General features: G+C 70.0%; 19 protein-coding genes. 8 read left to right on the forward strand and 11 right to left on the reverse strand.

Annotated features, from left to right (window positions below; all coding sequences use genetic code 11):
• Positions 1-197 precede the first annotated feature (197 nt).
• Genes EII35_RS03140 through EII35_RS03160 form a run of 5 tightly spaced genes read left to right on the forward strand, consistent with a single transcriptional unit; the run spans position 198 to position 4008 of the window.
• Positions 198-833 (forward strand): SIMPL domain-containing protein, encoded by a 636-nt coding sequence (locus EII35_RS03140; protein WP_125227011.1) that lies wholly within the window; start codon positions 198-200, stop codon positions 831-833.
• Positions 834-836: 3 nt separating this feature from the next.
• Positions 837-1910, forward strand: coding sequence for a winged helix DNA-binding domain-containing protein (locus tag EII35_RS03145; RefSeq protein WP_125227012.1), 1074 nt, complete (start codon positions 837-839; stop codon positions 1908-1910).
• A gap of 10 nt (positions 1911-1920) precedes the next feature.
• On the forward strand, positions 1921-2595 hold the full coding sequence (locus tag EII35_RS03150; protein ID WP_260464995.1) for an ABC transporter ATP-binding protein: 675 nt from the start codon (positions 1921-1923) through the stop codon (positions 2593-2595).
• Positions 2576-3316: a hypothetical protein gene (locus EII35_RS03155; RefSeq protein ID WP_125227014.1), complete on the forward strand. Its 741-nt coding sequence runs from the start codon at positions 2576-2578 to the stop codon at positions 3314-3316. Before EII35_RS03150 ends, EII35_RS03155 begins: the two co-directional genes overlap by 20 nt.
• Entirely contained in the window at positions 3313-4008 is a 696-nt protein-coding gene (locus tag EII35_RS03160; RefSeq protein WP_125227015.1) for a hypothetical protein, read from the forward strand. The genes EII35_RS03155 and EII35_RS03160 overlap by 4 nt, the downstream gene beginning before the upstream one ends.
• Position 4009: 1 nt before the next feature.
• Here EII35_RS03160 and EII35_RS03165 read toward each other — a convergent pair whose 3' ends face one another.
• The 11 genes from EII35_RS03165 to EII35_RS03215 all read right to left on the reverse strand — a co-directional run bounded on the left by EII35_RS03165 (position 4010) and on the right by EII35_RS03215 (position 13321).
• Positions 4010-4498: a SixA phosphatase family protein gene (locus tag EII35_RS03165; RefSeq protein ID WP_125227016.1), complete on the reverse strand. Its 489-nt coding sequence runs from the start codon at positions 4496-4498 to the stop codon at positions 4010-4012.
• Between the two features lie 55 nt (positions 4499-4553).
• Positions 4554-5480, reverse strand: a complete 927-nt coding sequence (locus EII35_RS03170) for a cation diffusion facilitator family transporter (RefSeq protein ID WP_125227017.1) — start codon at positions 5478-5480, stop codon at positions 4554-4556.
• Between the two features lie 12 nt (positions 5481-5492).
• Positions 5493-5828, reverse strand: coding sequence for an ArsR/SmtB family transcription factor (locus EII35_RS03175; RefSeq protein WP_125227018.1), 336 nt, complete (start codon positions 5826-5828; stop codon positions 5493-5495).
• Between the two features lie 126 nt (positions 5829-5954).
• Positions 5955-6947 (reverse strand): TRM11 family SAM-dependent methyltransferase, encoded by a 993-nt coding sequence (locus EII35_RS03180; RefSeq protein WP_125227019.1) that lies wholly within the window; start codon positions 6945-6947, stop codon positions 5955-5957.
• A gap of 46 nt (positions 6948-6993) precedes the next feature.
• Entirely contained in the window at positions 6994-8001 is a 1008-nt protein-coding gene (locus EII35_RS03185) for a hypothetical protein (RefSeq protein ID WP_125227020.1), read from the reverse strand.
• Between the two features lie 303 nt (positions 8002-8304).
• On the reverse strand, positions 8305-9990 hold the full coding sequence (locus tag EII35_RS03190; protein ID WP_125227021.1) for an ABC transporter permease: 1686 nt from the start codon (positions 9988-9990) through the stop codon (positions 8305-8307).
• Positions 9983-10909 carry an ABC transporter ATP-binding protein gene (locus EII35_RS03195; protein WP_125227022.1) on the reverse strand — a complete coding sequence of 309 codons (927 nt, stop codon included), beginning with the start codon at positions 10907-10909 and terminating at the stop codon, positions 9983-9985. The genes EII35_RS03190 and EII35_RS03195 overlap by 8 nt, the downstream gene beginning before the upstream one ends.
• A gap of 74 nt (positions 10910-10983) precedes the next feature.
• Positions 10984-11487 carry a hypothetical protein gene (locus EII35_RS03200; RefSeq protein WP_125227023.1) on the reverse strand — a complete coding sequence of 168 codons (504 nt, stop codon included), beginning with the start codon at positions 11485-11487 and terminating at the stop codon, positions 10984-10986.
• Positions 11488-11556: 69 nt separating this feature from the next.
• Positions 11557-12066, reverse strand: a complete 510-nt coding sequence (locus tag EII35_RS03205) for a hypothetical protein (protein ID WP_125227024.1) — start codon at positions 12064-12066, stop codon at positions 11557-11559.
• Between the two features lie 179 nt (positions 12067-12245).
• Positions 12246-12776: a hypothetical protein gene (locus EII35_RS03210; protein WP_125227025.1), complete on the reverse strand. Its 531-nt coding sequence runs from the start codon at positions 12774-12776 to the stop codon at positions 12246-12248.
• Positions 12773-13321, reverse strand: coding sequence for an inorganic diphosphatase (locus EII35_RS03215; RefSeq protein ID WP_395858216.1), 549 nt, complete (start codon positions 13319-13321; stop codon positions 12773-12775). Before EII35_RS03215 ends, EII35_RS03210 begins: the two co-directional genes overlap by 4 nt.
• Before the next feature lie 97 nt (positions 13322-13418).
• Here EII35_RS03215 and dacB point away from each other — a divergent pair, with 97 nt between their 5' ends.
• From dacB to tilS, 3 genes are read left to right on the forward strand one after another with little or no spacing between them, the layout of a single operon-like run.
• Positions 13419-14849, forward strand: coding sequence for a D-alanyl-D-alanine carboxypeptidase/D-alanyl-D-alanine endopeptidase (gene dacB, locus EII35_RS03220; RefSeq protein WP_125227027.1), 1431 nt, complete (start codon positions 13419-13421; stop codon positions 14847-14849).
• Complete coding sequence (locus EII35_RS03225; protein WP_125227028.1) at positions 14849-15820, forward strand: zinc-dependent metalloprotease; 972 nt, start codon at positions 14849-14851, stop codon at positions 15818-15820. Before dacB ends, EII35_RS03225 begins: the two co-directional genes overlap by 1 nt.
• Positions 15807-16745 carry a tRNA lysidine(34) synthetase TilS gene (gene tilS, locus EII35_RS03230; protein WP_125227029.1) on the forward strand — a complete coding sequence of 313 codons (939 nt, stop codon included), beginning with the start codon at positions 15807-15809 and terminating at the stop codon, positions 16743-16745. The genes EII35_RS03225 and tilS overlap by 14 nt, the downstream gene beginning before the upstream one ends.
• The last annotated feature ends 2 nt before the right edge of the window (positions 16746-16747 follow it).

A 16747-nucleotide genomic window follows, 5' to 3' on the forward strand; every position in this document is an offset into this window, starting at 1 on the left:
AACTAGACAGGCGAGCCGCCGTTGAGGCAGGCGAGCCACACCCAACACAGGCGAACCCGCGACAAGGCAGGCGAAACCAGCGCGGTCACGAATCGCCGTCCCGCTTCGCTTGAAACGTTTCAAACGGGGCTTTCGTGGAAGCCGAACGGCGGTTCGTGACCGTGGTTCAGGATGAGGGGGGTCGGTAGGATCGGCGCATGGAGATCAAGGTCGAGGGCGAGGCGGAGCGGCGCGTCGCCCCGGAACTCGCGGTGTTGAGCGTCAACCTCGAGTCGGAGGGTGCGAACCGGGAGCGGGTGGTGCGCGCCGTCGGGGTCCTGAGCCGCGAGTTCGCCGACGCGGTCACCCCGCTGGAGCCGTCGGCGATCCGGGGCTGGACCCTCGAACCGGTGCAGCTGCTGTCCTGGACGGTCGGGCGGCGCGGCAGCTCGTCGAGGTTCGCGGCCAGCGCCAGCGCGACGGTGACCTTCCACGACCGGCAGGCCCTCGCCGATTTCTGCCTGGCCTGGGGTGAGCGTGACGGCGTCGAATTGTTCTCGACGGACTGGAGACTCACCCCGGAGACGGAGGAGGCCGTGGAGACCGAGCTGCTGACGGAGGCCGTGAAGCAGGCCCGGCGTCGCGCCGAGATCCTCGCGGCGGCGTCGGGGGCCGCCATCACGGGCTGCACCCACCTGTCCGACCACTGGGTCAGCGGTGCCCGGGGCAAGGAGGAGCCCGTGGCGATGAAGCGCCGTATGCGGGAGACGTCGTCGTTCTCGTCGGCCCCCGAGGCGCGTCCGGAGGACCTGCTGCTGTCGGTGAGGGTCTACGCGACCTTTGAGGCGGACTGACGGGTGGCCGACGCGGCGCTGGGGCGGGCCCGGCTCGTCGCGCAGGGGCTGGTCACGCGCCTGTTCGACTCGCCGAGGGATGCGGCCGGCGCGTTCGGTGCGCATCAGGGCCAGGACCTGCCCGGGGTGGTCGCGTCCCTCGCGCTGCGTTGCGGCGGCGACGTCGACGCGGTGGTGGCGGCGTTCGCGCGGGGTGAGATCGTGCGGGGCTACCCGATGCGCGGCACGGTGTTCGCGATGGCGGCGCAGGATGCGGCGTGGATCACGCAGCTGTGTGTCGGCCCGGGGCTGCGGCAGTCGGTGCGGCTGCTGGACAAGCGCGGGCTGGGGGAGCGGCACCGGGCCAGGAGCGAGGAGGTGGCCCGGGAGCTGCTGGCGGCGGGACCCCGTCCCCGGGCCGAGCTGGGGGAGCGCTGGGCGGAGGCGGGCCTGTCGGAGGCGCAGGGCGCGAACTACCACCTGCTGGTGCACCTCATCTCCACCGGGGTGCTGTGCCACGGCCCGATCGTCGACGGTGACCAGCACGTCGCGCTGTGCGAGTCGTGGCTGCCCGAGGGCTCGGGGCTCGAGGGGCGGTTCAACGGGGACCGGGAGGCGGCGGCCGCCGAGCTGCTCAGCCGGTACCTGACCTCCCGCGGTCCGGCGACGCTGCGGGACTTCCAGTGGTGGTCGAAGCTGCCGATCGCCGAGATCCGGCGGGCCTTCGAGCAGATCCGGGACCGCTTCGAGGAGGTCGACGAGGAGAGATTCCAGCGGCAGGGGCTGGCCGACGAGGTGCGTGAGGCGGGCCGGTCGGCGTCGCGTCCGCTGCTGCTCCCCGGATTCGACGAGTTCATCCTCGGCTACCAGGACCGGCTGTTCGCGATGACGCAGGACGTCCACGAGCGGCTGGTCCCCGGCAACAACGGGATGTTCCGGCGCCCCGCGATCAGCGGGGGCCGGGTCGTCGGCACGTGGAAACGGGGCGGAACCCCGAGTCGTCGCCGCTTCGAGCTGGAGGAACTCGCCCCCGTCCCCGACCGCACCCGCACAGGCCTGGCGGCCTGTTACGACTCCTTCCCCTTTCTGGGCGGGTGAGTGGGTCGTGATGAAACGGAACGAGGCGGGGTTGCAGTTGTCCGAGGGCTCGTACACGATCCCGCGGACCCGGCGCGGTGAGGCGAAACTCATCATCCGGGACGCATCCCTGACGGTCGCCCCCGGGGAGCGGGTCGGGATCGTCGGAGCCAACGGCGTGGGGAAGTCAACCGTGCTCCGGGTGCTCGCGGGGATGCTGCGGCTGGATGCGGGTCAGCTGAGGAACGATGGTGTCCCGGCCGATGACTGGCGGCGCCGGTTCCAACGCTCGGTCCACCTGGCGGCGGGAGCGCCACTCGGGTTCTACCCACGGCTCACGGGAGGCGAGAACCTCCGCTTCCTCGCGGGGCTGTGGGGCGTGACGATGTCCCGTCGCGAGGCGACCCGACGTCTCGTCGAGGTCGGCCTGGCGGCGGAGGCCGCCGAGCGGGTGATGTACGCGAAGTACTCCCTCGGCATGCGACAGCGGCTGCATCTGGCCGCGCTGTGGGCCGACCCCCGGGCCACCACCCACCTGTTCGACGAGCCGACCACCGGGCTGGACGAGGCGGGGGTCCGCATGCTCCGGGAACGGGTGCTCGCGGCCGAGGACCGGGCCCAGGTGCTGGTGAGTCACGACCCTGACTTCCTGGCGGCGGTGTGCACCCGAACGGTGAGGTTGGACGATGCGCGCCTGGTCGGCTGAAGGGCTGCTGTTCCTCGTCTGGCTGCAGTGGGTGGACCGCAGGGCGACCTCGTCGTTCGTGGTCGGCGTGACCCTGCAGATCGGGGTGCTCAGCGCGGGGCTGTGGCAGCTCCGCGCCGAACCCCGGGAGGTGGTCCTCGCCGGTGCCTTCCGGGCGATGTTCCTCCTCGGGACGGCGGTGTGCGCGCTGTCCGCGATGTCGGCCTTCCAGAACGAGTTCCGCTTCCAGACGGTGTGGCAGACCTTCCGCGACACCGCGGGCTTCGGCCGCCTGATGCTGGCCCGCGCCCTGGCGATGACGGTCATCACCGCCCCGGCCCTGGCCCTACCTTTCGTGGTCGCGGCCCTCATCACCCCGGAGAGCGTGTGGATCGCTGCCGGGGTGTACGTCGTCGGGCTGGTGGTGCTCACGGCCTACACCCACGTGCTGACCCTGGGTCTGGCCGTCGCCTACCGTCCGGCCCAGGTGGTGCCCTGGATCCGGCAGGGTGTCATGGTGGTGGCCCTCGGAACGGTGACGTTCCTGTCGCCGGTGTGGCTTCGTCAGGCGTTCCCGTTCGTGTGGTTGGAACGCATGGCCGAACCGGGCAGGTTCTGGGGTGGTGCAGCGGTGGCGCTGGTGCTGACGGCGCTCTGGTGGCTGGGGCTTCGCCTCCTCCTTGCCCCCGTCGCCCGACGGGTCGTGCACCGTCGGCTGCTCGACAACGTGGAGAACCGATGAAGCGGATCCGGACGGTCATGGGGGCGCCGCTCGTCGCGTTGGTGCGGCAGCAGTCCGTGCCGGGACTCATCAGCGCGCTGGGGGTGCTGCCGGTCCTCAACGCCCTGGTGCTCGGCGGCCTCTACCAGAGCCTCGGCGGACGCGGGATGGATCTGGCCCGGTTCAGCACGCACTGGCCCTACTTCGTCGCCGTGGCCGCCTTCGTGGCCGGGGCCGCGTCGTGGGAGATGGAACTGCTCTCGGCGACGCGCGGACACTACCGGGGACGCGTGATGCAGGCCCTGGGTTCGCGGGCCGGGTACGTCGTCGTCGCGGCCGGTTCCATCGTGGCGCTGTTCCTGGCGCTCAGGATCTGGGTCGGTTCGGAACGGCTCGGGGCGGAGGCCCTGGTCATGGGCGCTCAGCTCGCGGGATTCGCCGCCCTGGGATCGGGGGCGGCCCTGGCGTGGGGATTCGGGAGTGACAAGGGGGTCAACAATCTGGTGCAGGTGGCGCCCTGGGTGTTCGCCCTCGGCCCCGGCCCGTTCCTCCCGTCGGGGCTGCCGGTGGTGGGCGGACTGTTCCCGGCCAACGGGCAGGTCCTCGACGTCCGGGTTGAGCTGTGTCGTGCCCTCGCGGCCTTCGTCGTGGGGATGCTGTTGGCGCATCAGGCGCTCGGCCCCGGCCGGAGGCCGGTCTTTCTGGGGTCGTGACTCAGCGGCGTTCGATGCGTTCCAGCCTCACGTGGTCGAGTTCGAACGGGGCGAGGTCCGCCCAGTCGCCTTCGAAGGTGAACTCGGTGAAGGTCGAGGTGGGGAACCAGCACTGCAGCGCGTCGGCCTCGCGGGGGTTCGAGGCGTAGCTGAGCTGGGCCGCCAGGGCCGGGATCGACGGGGCGTGACCGACGACGAGGAGACCGGTGATGGCCGGGTCGGTCTCGCTGATGTGCTGGAGCATCGCCTCCGACCCGTCGTGGTAGAGGGAGTCCAGGAACTCGACGGGGATGTCGAGGCCCAGGGCGGCGAAGGTCTGGCGGGTGCGGGTGGCGGTCGAGACCAGGGCGTACCCGAGGCCCAACCCACGCAGCTCCAGCCCGGCATCCTGGGCGTCCTGCACCCCGCGGGGCAACAGCTCGCGGGCATGGTCGCCCCCGGGGTTGCTGGCCTGGGTCTTCGCGTGGCGCATCAGCACGAGTCGTCGCATGGGCCCAACTCTACGAGGTCCCGCTTCGGCGGGCCGCCTCACCGCGTCACGGCCTTCACGTGTGGAGGCGTTCCAGGTGCTGATCGGCGATGCTCGTCGACTCGAGCTGCAGGGTGCAGTGCTCGATGCTGATCTCGTGGTGCCGCTCGAGGCACTCCTGGATCTGGGAGAGGATCTGCTGGGAATGGCCGTCGCGGAAACACTCCTCGGCCAGCACAACGTGCGCGGTCAGGATGGGCTGATCCGTGGACACCATCGAGGCGTGGAGGTCGTGAACCCCCTGGACGTGGGGCAGCGTCAGGATGTGGGACCGGACCTCGCTCAGATCGAGGTCGGCAGGGGTCTCCTCCAGCAGGATCATGGTCGAGCGGCGCAGCAGCAGGACAGCCCTGGGCAGGATCAACGCGGCGACGATCAGCCCCGCGACGGCGTCGGCGCGCATCCACCCGGTCAGGGCGACGACGACGGCCGAGACGATCACCGCCACCGAGCCGAGGGCATCGTTGAGGACCTCCAGGAAGGCGGCCCGCATGTTGAGGTTGGCGTCCCGGCCACCCGCCAGGACCAGCAGGGCGAGCAGGTTGCCCAGCAGCCCGAGCGCACCGATGACGATCAGCCCGCCAGGACTCACCTCGGGGGGTGCGAAGAGCCGGAGGATCCCCTCCCCGACGGCGTAGCACCCGACGACCAGCAGGATGCCTGACTGGAGGGCCGCCGAGAGCACCTCCGCGCGTTGCCAGCCCCAGGTGCGACGATCCGACGGGGGACGCGCCATCAGCGTCGCCGCGATGAGGGCGACGATGAGCCCCATGGAGTCGGTCAGCATGTGTGCGGCATCCACCAGGAGTGCCAGACTCCCCGTGACGAGGGCGCCGATGATCTCCACCACCAGGATGCTGCCGGTGATGGCGAGGGCGGCGATCAGCCTCCGACGATTCGTGGAGCCGTGCGAGTGCCCGTGTGAATGTCCGTGGTCGTGCATCTGCTCCCACCCTCACTGGCCGCAGTCGACGGGGATCTCGCCGGTTGCTCCGAGCAGTGACTGGGCGGCGGCCAGCAGCTCCGCGGTCAACTCCGGTTCCGCCAGCGAGTAGAAGGTCGCCCGTCCCCGGACCCGGGCGCTCAGCAAACCGGAGTCACGCAACGCACGCACATGGGCGGACACCGTGGACTGTGCCAGTCCCAGATGTCCAACGAGGTCGGCGACGCGGTGCGGGGCCAGCATCAGGTGTTGGATGATGGCCAGCCGGTTGGGGTCCGCCAGGCAGCGGAACAGCGTGGCCGCGAGCTCCACCTCGGGGTCACACTCACCACCTGTTGTCATCGTCATAGGGCGATGATAACGCTGATTGACGATGTCCGGCAAGGGTTTCCAAGGACTTTCCTCGCGTCCGGCCCCGGTGGGGCCGAACCGATGTCAGAGGCCGCGCGGGCAGGCGAATCTGGTCGCGCAACCTCACTCCGGGAGAGGTTTCACCGCGACCACGAGGTCCCGGCGGATCGACGAGTCAACGCGGTGCGCGAACCGGTCCCAGGCCCCGCCGCTGCGGACCTCCAGGCCCGCGTCGGTGAGCATCGCGGCCAGGTCCTCGCGCGGGAGGGAGAGGGTGTTCCAGCTCATCCCCAGCGCCCCACCCGGGTGCAGCTGACCCGCCCAGACCGGGATCGTCTCCGCGAGCAGCTGCGCCGGGGTGCGGGACCGCTTCCCGCCCGTCGTGGCGCCGTGGACGACCCCGTACGGGGCGTCCGTGACGATCGCGTCGAACCGCTTCTTCCCGTACAGCGCCCCCGAGGTGCGGGCGTCGCCGGTGAACACCGTCGCCAGCAGTTCGCGCTTGCCGACGGTGATCCGGACGTCGAAGCGGCGGCCGATGTTCCTCCCCTCGCGGCGCACCGGGGTGATGTCGGCGTTGTGCTTGACCCGCTTGCGACGCAGGTACGTCTTGTAGAACGCGGCCATCGCCTCGAAGGCCTTGTCGTCGGACTCCACCCCGAAGGCGTCGCAGCCCGCGATGAGCGCCGTCGACAGGGTGGTGCCGCGGCCCGCCATCGGATCGAGGACCCGGTACGGGGCGGGCCGGTCGCAGGCGGCGAGGGTGACGTTGAGCAGCAGCCGGGTGAACTGCTCGTTGGTCTTCCCCTGGTACTTGGGGATGGTGACGAGGTCGTCGTCGAGGAGGTCGACGCGGGGCAGCGCGACGGGGTGCAGCATGTCGCCGTCGCGGCGGTACAGCGCGAAGGCCGCCGACTGGGAGGCGATGGTCGCCAGCTGATCGCGGGTGGGGGAGTCGGCCGTGAAGCCGAGGTAGTCCACCCCCGCCAGTTCCACCTGCTCGACCTCCGCGACGAAGGGGGCCGTGATCTCCAGTTCAGCGGCGGTCAGCGCCGCCGCCTCCCCTGCGTAGACGCGGTTGGCGGATGGGTTGCGCAGCAGCAGGTACGACGACATGGCAGCAGTCTTGCATCCGCGATCAGCCGCGGGCCAGCTCGACCCGTCACTTCCAGACGGCGATGAACTCCTGGGTCACGGCGTTGGCGTCGCTGGGGGTGGTGGCCGTGGCCAGAGCCGTCTGCAGCACTCCCCGGTGGGCCTTGGTGTAGCAGCCGTAGAACTTCAGGTCCCGCTCCGTGTCGGTGAGCTGACCGCAGACGCTTTCCCCGAAGGTCTCCGGGTTCTCGAGTTCCTTGGTCAGGGTCTCGAAGAAGAACTCGCCGGGCACGTAGCCGGCGACGAAACGGCCCCTGTCCGAGCTGTCGTACCCCTGGAACTTGAACAACCCTGTGGACTCCTCCTCCTGCAGCTTGACGGCCTTGAAGGTTCCGAACGTCTCCGGGAAGGGCGGCTCCTCGAAGGTCTCATGCGTCGGTTCCGCGGAGGTCGGGGTCGGGGTCGGCGTGGGGGTCGGTTTCTTTGAGGGGGCCTTCGACGACTTCTCCGCGCTGGGGCTCTTCGTGGGTTTCGGCTCCTCGCTGGACTGGGAGGCGGTGGCCGTCGGCTGCTGGCTGCTCTGGGTGGGGGTGGCGACGTTGTCGCCCTGACCGCGGGTGACCAGGTACACGACGAGTCCGCCCACCGCCAGCACCAGGACCACGACCAGCGTGACGAGCAACGGGTTGACCCTCCGGGGCGGGGTGGGCATGCCGTGGTACTGGCCAGGGTCCGGGTACCCCTGTCCCGGCTGGGTGCCATGGCCCGGTGCCGCGTATGCGGGCTGCTGACCGTACTGCTGCTGGTCGTACGGCTGCTGACCGTAGGACTGCTGACCGTAGGGCTGCTGGGACGACGGCGGGTACTGCTGCTGCCAGGGCGTCTGCCCGCCCTGGTGGGGCTGCTGAGGGTAGCCGCTCTGGCCCGGTTGCTGCGGGTATCCACCCTGCTGCTGTTGCGGATGGCCGCCCGGCCCCTGCTGGGGATGGCTGCCCTGGCCCTGCTGTGGGTGGGGCTGCCACGGCTGCCCCATCGGGCCCTGCTGTCCGGAACCTGGCCATTGGTTACTGCTCATCTGTGCCTCCTGCGAACCTATGTTAGAGGTGCCCGGAGAGGTGAGCCCTCACCGGGTCTCGACAATCGGGCGCACAGCGCCCTCAGCTCGACCAGCGGAGAGAGGGGATCCTCGCCGCGTTTCCGCTGGTCGAGCCGCGAAGCGAGCGTGTCGGGACCTCTGGAGGGGTTCCTGCGAACTCTCACGGGGTCTCGACACGGGTCCCTTCACTGCGTTTCGGGTCCCGGCTCGACCAGCGGAGAGGGGGCCCGGAGAGGAGGACACCGGGGTGACCACAGTGGATTCACCCATCGGCGCGCCCTCTCAGCGCAGGAACAGCGCCTTCAGGCGGCGGGAGGCGATGACCGTGCCGAGCACCGCCAGCGCCACGAAGTACAGGGCGTGACCGGCGGTGGCCCAGCCGACCGCCCCGGAGGTCAGATCCCGCATCATCTCGATGCCGTGCCACAGGGGCAGGAACTTCACCACCGTCGCGATCGGCTCCGGGTACACCTCGACGGGGTAGAAGGTGCCGGAGAACAGGAACATCGGCATGAGCGCCACGAAGATCCAGTCCAGTTGCTGGAAGGTCCTCGCGAACGACGTGGCGGCCATGCCGATCCCGGCGAAGCCGAAGGCGATGAGCAGACAGGCTGGGATCGCCAGCAGCGCCCACCACGAGGCGACGAGCCCGAGTGCCGCCATCACTGCCAGGAACGCCGTCGCGTACAACCCGCCCCGGACCAGTGCGACGATGATCTCACCGAAGGCCACGTCCAGCGGCGACAACGAGGTGGACAGCATCCCCTCGTAGAGCTTGTCGAACTTCAGTTTGAAGAACACGTTGTAGACGGTGTCCATCACCGCGCCCATCATCGCGGAGCTGGCCAACAGGCCCGGTGCGATGAAGGCGGCGTAGGCCGTCGCCCCGTCGGCCTGTCCGACGAGGGTGCCGAGCCCGAAACCCATGGCGGCCAGGTACAGCAGGGGTTCGATGCCACCGGTGACCATGACCAGGGTGCTGGACCCCCAGGCCGCCTTGACCCCCCGTCTGGCGACGGTGAGGAAGCCCCAGCGGTGGCCTCCGGCGGCCCGGATCAGGTCCTGGCCGTCCGGCAGCTCCTGACCCTCTGCCACCGCGACCTCCGGTTTCGCGGGTTTCCGACGTTTCTTCCGGCCGATGAACAGCTCCCCGAGCAGCCGGGCTTGGTAGGCCCGGCACGCCAGCCACCAGCCGAGCACCGCCAGTGCTGCCAGGTAGGCGACGTGCACGACTGGCAACCACCATGGCGCCGCCTGGCCCAGGGTGATGATCCGTGCCAGGTTCACCCCGTGCCACAGTGGCGAGGCCCAGCCGACGGGCTGGAGCCAGATCGGCAGTACCTCCAGCGGGAAGTAGGTGCCGGAGAACAGGGTCAACGGCAGCACCACCAGACGGCTGAAGAGCGAGAACTGCCCCTTGTCCTCCGGCTGGTGGGTGGTCCAGGCCGCGACGAGGTTCCCGAAGGCCCAGGCTGTGAGCAGCGCGATGGGGAGCAGGAACACCGCGTTGAGGATCGTGACACCGCCGAAGGGCAACAGCACGAGGACCACCGTCGCCACGCTGATGGTGTAACGCAGTGAGCCTCCGATCATGTGGCCGGTGAAGAGTTGGTGCGGGGTCGTCGGGGTGGTGGCGGCGGACAGGTACGTCTCGAACCACTTGAACCCGGCCATCACTCCCATCATGTTCTCGATGTGGGCGCCGTGCACGGCGACGCTGAGGATCATCGCCGGTGCGACGAACTGCAGGAACGGCACCCCGAGGGCGCCGGGACTGGCCTGGTCCACCACCACGCCGAGTCCCACCCCCAGCGCCAGTACTGTCAGCAGCGACTCCGCGGTGCCGGTGCCGAAGACACTCCCCGCCCAGGCGCGCAGCTGCATCACCACGTTCTTCGCATGCAGGAGCGACCCCCAGCGGGCGACGCGCCGCGCCTGGGCATCGTGGTTGATGGTGTGCTCAGTCAATGAGGGACCGTCCCGTCAGACGGAGGAACACGTCCTCGAGGGAGCAGCGTCGCACCAGCGCGGACAGGGGCTCCAGACCGAGTCCATGGACGGCACTCAGGATGGCCTCGCCGTCGGCGGCGTAGACCAGCACCCGGTCCGGCAGCACCTCGATGCGATCCCCGATCCCGGCCAGGCTCTCCGCGGCCTCTGCGTTCCGGCTGGAACCGAAACGCAGCTCCGCGACCTCCTTGCCCGCGTGCTCCCGGACGAGATCCGGGGGCGTACCCTCGGCGACGATGCGACCGTGGTCGACGACGATGAGCCGGTCGCACAGCTGCTCCGCCTCATCCATGTGATGCGTGGTGAGCAGGAGCGTGGTGCCCTTCTCCTTGAGCTGGAACAGCCGGTCCCACAGGATGTGCCGGGCCTGCGGGTCGAGGCCGGTCGTCGGCTCGTCCAGCAGCACGATCCGCGGATCCGAGACGAGCGCCCTCGCGATGGTGAGACGTCGTTTCATGCCGCCGGACAGGTCGTCGACGCGGGAGTTCTGCTTCTCGACGAGCTGCGCGAACTGGAGCAGCTCGTTGGACTTCGCCTCCAGCCAGGGACGGGGCAACCCGAAGTAGCGGCCGTGGAAGATGAGGTTCTGTCGCACCGTCAGCTGCAGGTCGAGGTTGTCGGTCTGGGGGACCACACCGAGGTGGGCTCGGATCCGGGGGCCCTGGTCGTCGGGGTCCATGCCGAGGATGCGAAGTTCCCCGCCGGAGCGCTGCGAGACGCCGGAGATCATCCGCATCGTCGTCGACTTGCCCGCCCCGTTGGGCCCGAGGAGCCCGAAGGAGGTGCCGGGCTCCACCTCGAAGTCGATGCCCTTGACCGCCTCGAAGTCCCCGTAGGACTTGCGCAGTTGGCGGGCGAGGATCACAGGTTCAGTCACGGCCCGCAACCCTACTCGATGGGGCCGACAAAAGGCGGACGTCTCGTCGCGTCCTGCCCGACACCGAGGCGGTTTCAGTACATGCCGGGGGGCGGGAAGTCGACGAAGCGGTCGACGAAGGAGGCGCGTGGGGCGACGCGCCTCTGTTCCGTCGCCCGGTGGGGCATGGTGGCCTGGAGCCATGACAGGAGCTCGTCGGGGACCTTGGCCTTGAGGAAGGGCGTGACCCGGAACCGCAGCACGCGGCTGTGGTCGTAGATCTCCAGGCGGCGACTCTGGTCGACGACCCGGGCGTGGCCGATGTCGGTGAGCCGCATCACCAGCTGCCCCCGCTTCCTGTCCCAGACGACGAGCTGACCGTTCCCGATCGAGACGGTGACCGGCCAGCTGAGCAGCCACAGGATGCCGAACAAGGGGGCCAACAGGGGGATCAGGATCAGCGTGACGAGTAGTCGGGCGGTTCGTGCGCTCTGCTGGTCCTGGTTCATCAGGAAGATGACGACCACCACCAACACGACGGCCAGGTAGGTGATGACGATTCCCCACACGAGGGTCCTGTTCTCAGGGAATGCTCTCATCGAGAAGGTCTTCAAGGTCACCTCCGAACCGTGGAAGCGTGGACGGGAGCAGCCTAACCAAGGGTGGGGTCACACCGGCAGGAACTCCACCGAGCGGTCGGTCCAGCGGAGTTCCTGGACCCGACCCTCCTTCCGGGTCTCGCGCCCGGGCAGGGCGTGGAGCAGTTCGTCGAGGACGGCGTCGCTGGGGTTCGTCAGCCCGTGACAGTTGAGGCGGATGCGGACATTCCCGGCCCGGTCGCAGATCTCCAGGCAGCGGGACAGCGCCGTCACCCGGACCGTGCCGATGTCGGCGAGGGCGATGCGGGCGACCTCCTCCTTCGGTGTCCGAACAACGAGGTCCTCCTGGTTGATCTGGACGGTGCGCTGGGAGTCGAGGAAGGCGATGAGCATGAAGGCGGGGAGCAGCATCACGACGATGCCCGCGGCGTTGACGACCCGGTTGCCCTGAAGTGCGACGGTGTGGAAGAAGTCGCGGTTCGACGCGATGAGCGTGACGAGCACGCTGAGGTACGCACTGGCGATGAGAACTGCCGGCCACTTCTTCGTTGCCTGGACAGTGAACTCGAAGGTTCGCATGTCTCTCCTTCCGACGAGCAGAAGGCTAGTCAGCGGCGGGGCGACATCAAGACCCTTGAGTTCATTGAGACCATAAAGCCGACAGACTCATAGTTTATCGGCTGAGAATCCCCGTGGAAAGGAAGTGTGGAGCTACATTCCTGAGGAAAGCCTCGTCAATGGGCGGTTCGTCGAGTGAATCAGTGATATCTCTGCGCGGTGCGCGACGGTGGGACACCGGGCGGGAAGGTGATCACCCGGTGGCGTCGGTTCCTGGGGCGCTTCCCACCGCGCGGGTCCGGGGCCTCCAGATGCGGCAGCTCCCGCCGCAGACAATCGGCGATCTCGTCCGGTACCGTCGTCGCGGCCGTCGGTTTGAGATCGACGCGGAGCTGGCCGTACCGGTCGAAGGCCTGAAAATTCCGGGTGAGCTTCTGGAAAACCTCCACCCGTGACAGGTCAGTCAGGGGGAAACGGTCCAACTCGACCTTGCCGTCGCTGATGAAGAACTGGCCGTGGGCGATCGTGATGACCCGGGTGGGACTCATGGCGTTGCGGATGAACATCATGCCCCCGAGCGCCACCGGGACGGTGATGTAGGCCGCGGCGACGTCCACGTCGAACTGCATGTGCAGGAAGGCGAGCACGATGAGAGCGCCGAAGCACCAGCCCAGCCCGGCGAGGAACAGGGGCAGGAACTTCGGGCGGAGCTGGAGCGTGAAGGTGTTCATGCGAGGTTGACGTGGTGGTGCTCGAAGGAGGTCCCCTTCGCCCGCTCGATGGAGGCCAGGATCTCCTTCTCGGCCTCGTCGCGGCCCGCCCACGTCGCGCCCTCCACCGACTTGCCGGGCTCCAGGTCCTTGTAGACGGAGAAGAAGTGCTCGATCTCCAGCAGGATGTGCTCGGCCACCGAGTCGAGATCCTTGAGGTGGCGACGGCGGGTGTCGGCCGTCGGCACGCACAGCACCTTGTCGTCGCCGCCCATCTCGTCGGTCATGCGGAACATGGCGACGGCGTAGCACTCGATGAGGCACCCCGGGAACGTCGGCTCCGCGCCGATCACCATCGCATCGAGCGGGTCGCCGTCCTGCCCGAGCGTGCCCTCGATGAAGCCGTAGTCGTACGGGTACTGGGTGGAGGTGAACAGGGTGCGGTCGAGCCGGATGCGGCCGGTGTGGTGATCCATCTCGTACTTGTTCTTCGTCCCCTTGGGGATCTCCACGGTGACGTCGAACAGGACTCGGTTCTCCGGGGTGAAGATGTCGATGCTCTCGATGACGTCATCACTCACTGGGACACTCCTATGATTGGGGAACGGCCGCGGCCACAGCGGCCCGTTTCGCCTGCAACCTTACCGGACCAGGAGTGAGCCGTTGACTTCTTCCCGTCGCCCCTGGCGATCGCTCATCGGTTGGGTGGCGGTCGGCCTGGCCCTCGCGATCGTCTTCCTCATGGCGGTGTTCCACACGACGATCCTCGCCCCACTTGGGTTGGAACGGGTGGGGGCCCCGGCCACGGTGCCCGCGACCCTCTTCGACGCGCCCAGCCCGGAGCCCTCCGCGACGCCGTCGTCGGGCAGCGGCCCCATCGTCGCCGCGGCCACCGGAGGTGAGGGAAGCCTTCCCGACCGGGCGGAACTGGAGGCGCGGCTGAACTCCCTCGACCTCACCAAGCTGCAGGCCGGCGTCCCCGACGGCGGGTCCCTCGTCACCGCCTACGAGGTGCGTGACGTCCTCACCGGCGAGGTCGTCGCCTCCTCCCAGGCGTCCCAGCCGCTCATCCCCGCCTCGAACACGAAGCTCCTCACCGTCGTGGCGCTGCTGTCCGCCTTCGACGGCGACGAGACGTTCACCACACGCGTCGTGGCTCCCGAACCGGGGCGGATCGTGCTGGTCGGCGGCGGCGATCCGCTGCTGACCTCCGTCCCCGACGCCACCTACCCCGGCCCCGCGTCGCTGCAGTCCCTCGCGGAGGCGACGGCGGCCCGGCTCAAGGAGGCCGGGACGACCACCGTCAGCCTCGGCTACGACGCCACCCTGTTCCAGGAGTCCTGGGCGAGCACCTGGCCCGCCAACTACCGCGACCAGGTCACCCCGTTGTCCTCCCTCTGGGTCGACGAGGGGCGTGACGCCGCGCGCGTGCGCAGCACCCAGCCGGCCGTCGACGCCGCCGCCCTGTTCGCCGCGCAGCTGACGGCGGCCGGCATCGTCGTCGACGGCGCGCCCGTGGCGGAGACGGCCAGCGGCGAGGAGGTCGCGAGTGTGTCCTCCCCGCCTGTCCACGCCATCGCGGAGGTGGCGATGCAGAGCTCGAACAACTCCTTCACGGAGGTGCTCGGGATGCACCTCGCCCTCAAGGTCGGCCAGCCCGCCACCTTCGCCGGCTCCGCCGCCGCCATCCAGGCCGAGCTGACGAAGCTCGGGCTGTGGGCCGACGGCGCGGTGCTGCACGACGCCTCGGGGCTGACGCGGGACAACATGGTGCCGACCTCGATGCTGGCCGGGGCCGTGCAGCGGCTCATGACCGAGCCGAGGATGTCGGTGATCCTCGACGGTTTCCCCGTCGCCGGGGTCTCCGGTTCGCTGGCCGACCGGTTCACCGACGAGCTGGCCCTGCCCGCCCGCGGCGTGGCGAAGGGCAAGACGGGGACCCTGTCCCTCGTCGGGACCCTCGCCGGGACCACCGTCACCGCCGACGGCCGTGAACTTGCCTTCGCCTTCATCACGAACGGCTCCACCGACGGCTGGGCGGCCAGGGTCTGGATCGACCAGGCGGTGGGCCGGATCACCGAGTGCGGGTGCTGATGAACCGTCGGCCCCACATCGCGTGGCCGGTGGCCCTGCGGGTCGCGGGGCTGCTGGGCGATCCCGGGCCGGCCATCCCGCGCCCGGCCGCGCTGCGGACCGTCGCCGCGTTGCGGGTCTCGGCGCGCCGGGCGGGGGAACTCGTCGTCGAGCGTGCCGGGATCGGCGGTGGACCTGCCGGGGACGTGGTCGTCGTGGATCGTCCCGGCTGGGTGCGGCTGGCGGGTGGCATGACGGCGGAGATGCTGGCGCGGCTCCCCGGTGTGGAGCGGCCCGACGGCGTGCTGAAGCGGCTCGTCGGCCTCGGGTACGGCACGGTCGCGGGGGCGGTGCTCGCGGTGATGGGGCGGGGGATGCTCGGCCAGTTCGACCCGCTGCACGGGAGGCTGGTGCTGCTGGCCCCGAGCATCGTCGAGGTGCAGCGACGGTGGGGTCTGGTTCCCGACGACCTCCACCTGTGGGTGGGGCTGCACGAGCAGACCCACGCCGTGCAGTTCAGCGCCGCGCCGTGGCTGCTCGGGCACCTCGAGGAACGCATGCTCGACCTGCTCGGCGACGACCCGGCTGTCGCGGAGATGGCGTCGGGCCTGCTTGCCGGTCGTGGGCTCGGCTCGGTCATGCTGAGCGCGACGGGGCAGGCCCGCCTGGCTGAGCTCGTCGCCGCCATGAGCTTCCTCGAGGGGCACGCCGATTTCGTGACGGAGACGGTGGCGCGGGATCACATCCCGACCGCGGGGGCGCTGGCCGCCGCGTTCCGACGCTCCGAACCGGCCCGCGGGTGGCGGCGGTTCATCGGTGGCCTGGACAAGGCGGCCCAGTACCGCATGGGGCTGGGTTTCTGCCGCCGGGTCGCGGAGCAGGCGGGGGCGGAGGCCCTGGGGGCCGCCTTCGAGGAGCCGGGGTGGCTTCCGGGCCCCGAGGAGATCGCGGATCCCCGGGCGTGGCTGAGGCGGGTCCATGGCCAGGCGTGAGCTGGGGAGGGACGCGTTGCGCGTCGGACAGGCGGTGGCCGCGCTGCTGCCCGCCGGGCCGGTGGTCGTCGGGGTCTCCGGCGGGGCCGATTCGATGGCCCTGGCCCTGGGGGCTACCTGGGCGGCGCCCCGACTGGGCAGCGTGGTGAAGGCGGTCGTGGTGGACCACGGGTTGCAGCCCGGGTCGGCTGCGGTCGCGGCCGCCACCGTCGATCGGCTCGGGGCGGCCGGGATCGTCGCTGAGGTGCGTACCACGCATGTCAGCGACGATCGCAACATCGAGGACGCGGCCCGCAGCGCCCGGCTCGAGCTGCTGGCGAGCGATGGGCATCCGGTGCTGCTGGGCCACACCCTCGACGATCAGGCGGAGACGGTGCTGCTGGGGTTGCTGCGCGGTTCCGGGACGCGGTCGCTCGCCGGGATGGCACCCGTGCGTGGCCCCTTCATCCGGCCCCTGCTGGGGATCAGGCGGGCCGAGACCGAGGCGGCCTGCCGGGACTGGGGGGTCGAGTGGTGGGAGGACCCGATGAACCGGGATCGCCGCTTCGCCAGGGTGCGAGCCCGGGCGGCGGTGGCCACCTTGTCGGAGGAACTGGGGCGAGACGTCGCGGTGGCGCTCGCCCGGAGCGCGGACCTGGCCCGGGCCGATGCCGACCATCTCGACGCGCTGGCCGCCGAGGCCCTCGCTCGCGCCGTGGTGGATGGACAGCTGGAGGTGAGCGGGGTGGCAGAGCTGCCGGAGGCCATCCGCGGGCGGGTCGCGTTGTCATGGCTGCGCGGGCAGGGGGCCTCCCCGGGGCGCAGCCACGCCACCGCGGTCGTGGGACTCGTGCTGGACTGGCGCGGCCAGGGGCCCGTCGACGTGCCGGGCGGGACCGTGCGACGCGACGGGGGAAGGCTGCGGTTTGACCGTCGCGGCCTGTGATG

Source organism: Arachnia propionica, assembly GCF_003932785.1.
In the GTDB taxonomy this organism is placed as follows: domain Bacteria; phylum Actinomycetota; class Actinomycetes; order Propionibacteriales; family Propionibacteriaceae; genus Arachnia; species Arachnia propionica_B.

What these genes read in the sequence shown, in the direction of transcription:
- EII35_RS03140 (WP_125227011.1), top strand. Translation starts at nt 198, where the DNA reads ATGGAGATCAAGGTCGAGGGCGAGGCGGAGCGGCGCGTCGCCCCGGAA.
- EII35_RS03150 (WP_260464995.1), top strand. Translation starts at nt 1,921, where the DNA reads ATGAAACGGAACGAGGCGGGGTTGCAGTTGTCCGAGGGCTCGTACACG.
- EII35_RS03155 (WP_125227014.1), top strand. Translation starts at nt 2,576, where the DNA reads ATGCGCGCCTGGTCGGCTGAAGGGCTGCTGTTCCTCGTCTGGCTGCAG.
- EII35_RS03160 (WP_125227015.1), top strand. Translation starts at nt 3,313, where the DNA reads ATGAAGCGGATCCGGACGGTCATGGGGGCGCCGCTCGTCGCGTTGGTG.
- EII35_RS03165 (WP_125227016.1), bottom strand. Translation starts at nt 4,498, where the DNA reads ATGCGACGACTCGTGCTGATGCGCCACGCGAAGACCCAGGCCAGCAAC.
- EII35_RS03170 (WP_125227017.1), bottom strand. Translation starts at nt 5,480, where the DNA reads ATGCACGACCACGGACATTCACACGGGCACTCGCACGGCTCCACGAAT.
- EII35_RS03175 (WP_125227018.1), bottom strand. Translation starts at nt 5,828, where the DNA reads ATGACGATGACAACAGGTGGTGAGTGTGACCCCGAGGTGGAGCTCGCG.
- EII35_RS03180 (WP_125227019.1), bottom strand. Translation starts at nt 6,947, where the DNA reads ATGTCGTCGTACCTGCTGCTGCGCAACCCATCCGCCAACCGCGTCTAC.
- EII35_RS03185 (WP_125227020.1), bottom strand. Translation starts at nt 8,001, where the DNA reads ATGAGCAGTAACCAATGGCCAGGTTCCGGACAGCAGGGCCCGATGGGG.
- EII35_RS03200 (WP_125227023.1), bottom strand. Translation starts at nt 11,487, where the DNA reads ATGAGAGCATTCCCTGAGAACAGGACCCTCGTGTGGGGAATCGTCATC.
- EII35_RS03205 (WP_125227024.1), bottom strand. Translation starts at nt 12,066, where the DNA reads ATGCGAACCTTCGAGTTCACTGTCCAGGCAACGAAGAAGTGGCCGGCA.
- EII35_RS03210 (WP_125227025.1), bottom strand. Translation starts at nt 12,776, where the DNA reads ATGAACACCTTCACGCTCCAGCTCCGCCCGAAGTTCCTGCCCCTGTTC.
- EII35_RS03225 (WP_125227028.1), top strand. Translation starts at nt 14,849, where the DNA reads ATGAACCGTCGGCCCCACATCGCGTGGCCGGTGGCCCTGCGGGTCGCG.
- tilS (WP_125227029.1), top strand. Translation starts at nt 15,807, where the DNA reads ATGGCCAGGCGTGAGCTGGGGAGGGACGCGTTGCGCGTCGGACAGGCG.